Here is a 5,447-nt window from a genome sequence, read left to right on the forward strand (position 1 = left end):
CATCGGGAAGAACACTTTGGTGCTCAGCACGTAATCCGATCGCTTATACGGACGGAGCGCGGCTCCGATCGCTTTTTCTCCTTCTCCGCGGTTGTATGCGTTGGCAGTGTCAAAGAAATTGATACCGCATTCAAAAGCTTTGGCCACACAAGCATCGGCTGCCTGCTGCTCTGCCGCCGTTCCGTAAGTCAGCCAGCTCCCAAGCCCGATCTCGCTGACCTTCAGGCCTGTATTACCAAGTCTTCTATACTTCACTTAGCTTCATTCCCTTCTTTTTCTCATGATTGGTGTTTCGAAACATTCAAGTTAATACTATCACAACTTCATAGTTTTTCGGGAGAAGACTGGTCCAAACCGAACAAAGTCATTCTCTTTCAGGGAGATTCCATTATCGACGGCAACCGCGGGCGCGATGAGGACCCGAACCATATTCATGGACACGGCTACGCTTATCTTATCGCGTCCAAGCTGGGCAGTGAGCTGGCAGAGCTGCAGCCGGATGTGCTCAGCATTCTGATCGGGGTCAATAATATCTGGAGAGCTCTGAAGGGCGAGCCGGGCGGGATCACAGACAGTTATGAACGCGCTTACCGCCATGTGCTGGAGGAGACGCGCGAGGTGCTTCCGCAGACGAAGCTCGTGCTGATGGAACCGTTCATCCTGAATACAGGCGCACCGGCGGAGGACTGGCCGGAATGGCATGAACGGATAACCTGTTACCAGCAGGTTGTGCGTAAGCTGACAGAGGCGTTTGATGCGGTGTTTGTTCCGCTGCAGGATATGTTTGAGGCTGCCGCACAGCGGGCGGATAACGCCTACTGGCTATGGGACGGTGTACATCCGACAACAGCCGGACATGATCTGATTGCTAAGCAGTGGATGAGTCTGGTAGAGAAAAGCGGTATTCTGAACGATTAATTCCTAACGGGGATCCTTCTTCAGCGGTTCTGCTTGCGGTATTGCAGGGGCGAACGTTTGGCAATGCCTTTGAAGACACGGCCGAAATGGGCAATACTGTCAAACCCGGTATCCTCGGCGATCCGCGTGACTGAATCACTGCCCTCCCGCAGCCGCCGCTGCGCTTCCTGGACGCGGATCGAGTTCAGATATTCCACGATGGTGAAGCCGGTTGTCTGCTTGAACAGGCGGCAGAGATAAGGAATGCTGAGGTAAAAGCGTTCTGAAAGTTCCTCCAGCTTCACTGTTTCATGGTAATGGGTCTGCAGATATTCGATGATGTCATAGACTTTCCGCTGCTTCTCATTATTGGCCGGAGCGATGGCTGCACGGGCACTTTCGCGGATTCTGTTCATTTGAATTAACATTTGTACCAGCAGGCTCTGCAAGTAGGGAAACTGCTGGGTACACTGCTCCTGCTGCTCTTTCAGCATGGCAAACAGGATATTCTCAATTCTGCCCTGTTCATGGACATCCGGGCGGAGCAGCAGGCATTGTTCACTGAAGAAGGGGAAGGCCAGCTCCATGCCGCCGGGCATCCCCTGCAGAAATTCCTGGCGGAAATTGATCAGGATACGCTCATGCCGGACAGTGCCTTTGGCCATCGTCCGGTGCAGCTCATTGCGGTTAATGAAGATCAGATCGCCTTGGCGCAGGGCGTAGACCAGGTTATTGATATAGTAGTTTCGTTCTCCGGCCAGCAGATAATAAATTTCATAGGTATCGTGAAAATGGTCGGTGTCCATGCTGAAGGCGCCGGCTCTTTTGATTTGCTCCACATAAAACTGGAATTCCTGCTTCTCCTCCTGCACACGCTTTCGCTCCTCCGTTTAGGATAATATATGCATAATTTGGCTGGTTTTCAGCAAGAATCGTTTAGAAAATGATGTATCTTATACTATACAATATACCTAGTCAACGCATTCAAAACAATAAGCGATGGAGTGATTGAAATGGGCAAGCGTAAATATGCATTTGTCGGCACAGGCGGCCGCGCCGAGTTTTTTTATGGGGAGATTACACGCCATTATCTTGAAACCTCGGAGATCGTCGGCTTTTGCGATGTCAACGGGGCAAGAATGGCCTATGCCAATACGCTGCTGGAAGAGAAATACGGCTATCATGCGGTTCCGGTCTACAAGGCGCATGAGTTTGACACTATGATCGCTGAGACCCGGCCGGATACGGTCATCGTCACCAGCATTGACCGTACACATCACCGCTATATTATCCGGGCGATGGAGCTGGGCTGCGACGTGATCTCCGAGAAGCCGATGACTACAGACGAGGAGAAGTGTAAGGAAATTCTTGATGCCGTAGAGCGCACCGGGAAGAAGCTGCGGGTGACCTTCAACTACCGCTATGCACCGCACAACACCAAAATCCGCGAGCTCCTGATGGAGGGGGCGATCGGCGAGGTCCTCTCCGTCAACTTCGAATGGCTGCTCAATACGCAGCACGGGGCTGATTATTTCCGCAGATGGCACCGGGATAAGCGCAACAGCGGAGGGCTGCTGGTTCACAAATCTACGCACCACTTCGACCTGATGAATTTCTGGCTGGGCTCGCAGCCGGACACGGTTTTTGCAATGGGGGATCTGCGCTTTTACGGCCGGGAGAATGCTGAGAAGCGCGGTGTTACTGAATTTTATCAGCGTGTACACGGAAGTGCTGCAGCAGAGAATGATCCGTTTGCGCTGCATCTGAAGGACAATGAGCAGCTGAAGCGGATGTATCTGGACACTGAGCATGAGGACGGATACTTACGCGACCAGAGTGTATTCGGCGACAATATCAGCATTGAGGACACGATGGGTGTCATGGTGAAATACAAGAACAAAGCCATTATGAACTATTCGCTGAATGCCTATCTGCCCTGGGAGGGCTTTAATGTTGTATTTAATGGAACCAAGGGACGTATGGAAGTAAAGGTCATAGAGCAGTCCTATGTCAATGCCGGGGGCGGCAAGGAGCAGGAGGGTGCGGTAAAAGACAAACAGATTACGGTGTATCCTCAGTTCGCTGCGCCGTATGAGGTGGAGATTGAAGAAGGCGCCGGCGGACACGGAGGCGGTGATCCGGTAATGCTGCGGGATGTTTTTGAGCGCCCGGCCGATGACCGGTTCCACCGGGCAGCTTCCCATATAGACGGTGCCTGGTCGATTATGACCGGTATTGCGGCCAACCGTTCGATCGCAACCGGCCTGCCGGTGAAGGTAGAGCAGCTGATTAAGCTGTAGAATAGAAGCTGTCACAACCATAGATTCCACCTGCGAATGCACCTAAGTTATTCATACTCTAAATATTAAGAGCCGTACCGTGCAGTCATTTTATGACTATATCGGGAGGCTCTTATTGTTTTTTTGTTTAGCTAAATTTATTTTTTGTCGAACTATGACCTGTTACTTAGCAATTTGTCGAGATTTGTTAAGAGATTGTTCAGAGCGACCTGCTAATATGGATTCCAGCATGAAAATAGGTAATTAGTATGAATTGATCAGGAGGAATAGCAGTATGAGGAAAAAGCGTCTCTTTTCAGCGGTCTTATCACTTGTTACAACCATCAGCCTGAGTCTGGGCTCTTTCGCGGGTGCCGGAGTAGTCAGCGCACAGTCGGATTCAAGCGCACAGTCGGATTCAAGTGCATACGGCGAGGTCTTGGTTAGCGATACCAATAATTCTGCCTGGACGATAGCCCCGGGCAACACCTCAAGAAATCTGGCTGTGTCGCCGGACGGGTCCATCTATGCTGTATATAACGGCGGTGATGAAATCCGTGTTGCCAAGAGCTCGGACAACGGCAAGACCTTCCAGCCCAGCGTTCTGGCTGCCACAGGCAGCTATGAGCCGGAAATCGCCGTATCCTCTTCAGGAACGGTATATGTTGTAGGCGTAAATGAAGGTTCTGGTGTGCTGGTTAAAAGCACTGATGGCGGAAAAACCTTCAGTGCTCCGATCACAGTTGGCGCACTTTTCGGTAGTTCTGCACATATGGCGGTGGATGGCAGTTATATTTATGTAACGGATCCTTCAGGCCGAACTCTTTATTACAGCAGCAGCAATGAAGGGACAACATTTAACAATTATGATTTTAACGAATCCTATGCGTTTACCGATCTGCACGTCGATCCGCAGACTGGAAATCTGATCGTCCAGAAGGATGATCCATCCCTGAAATATTATGTTAGCAAGAATCATGGGCAAAGCTTTGAAACCCCAGTGATTCCGGGCAAAATGGTATATTTTTCTGTTGGGGCATTATCCGCCGGCAGCAAGGGCCAGTATCTGTTTGTAGCGGGTTCTGATTCCAATATGGTCCGCATGAATATCGGGGACGGAACCGTGACTGATATAATGGGCGGAAATAATATGAGCCCACAGGGACGTTCGCTCAGCGCGGACAGCTACGGCAATGTCGTGACCGGATTCAGCGACGGCTTATCCGTGTTCTTCAGCGTCAGCCAGGATCTGGGTGCAACCCTGTCCTCACCTGTTGAGGTTGCAGCCACAAGCATTGCCAATGCGGCGATTAACACCACAAACGGTGATATTTTGTATCTGTATGAAAAGAGCGGGGAAATTTATTTGAAGGTATTTCAGGGACTGCTAGGCGGATATAAACTGTATTTGTCCAACACGAACCTGTATTTCAACTATCCAACGCAGAAGAAAGTATCCGTTACTGTAACGAATACCTCGGATACTCCGCTTAAAATCAATGAAGTGTTGATTAACGGCGATTTTATAATCACAGACAATACGGTTCCTGCCGAGCTTGCTCCAGGGGCAAGCGGAATTATTGAAGTTCAGTACTCCCCGCAAGGAGCAGGTACATCTAACGGAAATCTGACACTTAAAGTGGATGGCGAACCGGACCGGGTAGTTCTGCTGAGCGGGATGAGCGAAGCTGCGGCAGGAAGCTCCGCGCCGCAGGTAGAGGATGTTATTGCCAATGCTACAACGGATACTGTAGCTGTGAAGAAGGTGCCAGCCGGTGCCGAAGTTACTGTCTACGCAGCTGATGGCGTGACAGTGCTGGGAACGGCCAAGAATGAAGCGGAAACAGCCGGGGAAGTATCGGTAGCGATTCCGGCAGGATTAAAATCCGGGGATGTAATCAAAGTCAGCCTGACTGAACCAGAAAAGTCGGAAAGTCCGCTGACGGACATTACTGCACACAATGAAGTAACAAGTGCACCCGCAGCGGCAGGAATGACTGCCAATGCTACAAAGGATACTGTGAATGTGACGAAGGTACCGGCCGGTGCCGAGGTTACTGTCTACGCAGCCGATGGCGTTACCGTGCTGGGAACGGCCAAGAACGAAGCGGAAACAACCGGGGAAGTAACCGTGCCGGTTCTTGCAGGACTGAAATCCGGGGATGTGATCAAAGTCAGCCTGACCGAACGGGAAAAGTCGGAAAGTCCGCTGACGGACATTACTGCACACAATGAAGTAACAAGTGCACCCGCAGCGGCAGGAAATGACTG

Annotated in this window: 5 protein-coding genes; 3 read left to right on the top strand and 2 right to left on the bottom strand. The window is 50.9% G+C overall.

All coding sequences use genetic code 11. From position 1 onward, the window contains the following. Positions 1 to 255, bottom strand: a 255-nt coding sequence (locus AQR02_RS33570; RefSeq protein ID WP_245237579.1) for an aldo/keto reductase, incomplete at its 3' end; no start/stop codon positions are given. 54 nt (positions 256 to 309) lie between these two features. On the opposite strand from AQR02_RS33570, the gene AQR02_RS04615 reads away from it, so the two are divergent. Next, positions 310 to 918, top strand: a complete 609-nt coding sequence (locus AQR02_RS04615; RefSeq protein ID WP_054939579.1) for an SGNH/GDSL hydrolase family protein — start codon at positions 310 to 312, stop codon at positions 916 to 918. Between the two features lie 20 nt (positions 919 to 938). Here AQR02_RS04615 and AQR02_RS04620 read toward each other — a convergent pair whose 3' ends face one another. Continuing rightward, positions 939 to 1,769: a helix-turn-helix domain-containing protein gene (locus AQR02_RS04620; protein ID WP_342447439.1), complete on the bottom strand. Its 831-nt coding sequence runs from the start codon at positions 1,767 to 1,769 to the stop codon at positions 939 to 941. A gap of 141 nt (positions 1,770 to 1,910) precedes the next feature. On the opposite strand from AQR02_RS04620, the gene AQR02_RS04625 reads away from it, so the two are divergent. Both AQR02_RS04625 and AQR02_RS32280 read left to right on the top strand, forming a co-directional pair. Further along, positions 1,911 to 3,197, top strand: coding sequence for a Gfo/Idh/MocA family protein (locus AQR02_RS04625; protein WP_054939580.1), 1,287 nt, complete (start codon positions 1,911 to 1,913; stop codon positions 3,195 to 3,197). Between the two features lie 274 nt (positions 3,198 to 3,471). Then, on the top strand, positions 3,472 to 5,447 hold a 1,976-nt coding region (locus tag AQR02_RS32280; RefSeq protein WP_159067693.1), incomplete at its 3' end, for an Ig-like domain-containing protein.

Source organism: Paenibacillus ihuae, assembly GCF_001368795.1.
Classification (GTDB): domain Bacteria; phylum Bacillota; class Bacilli; order Paenibacillales; family Paenibacillaceae; genus Paenibacillus_AQ; species Paenibacillus_AQ ihuae.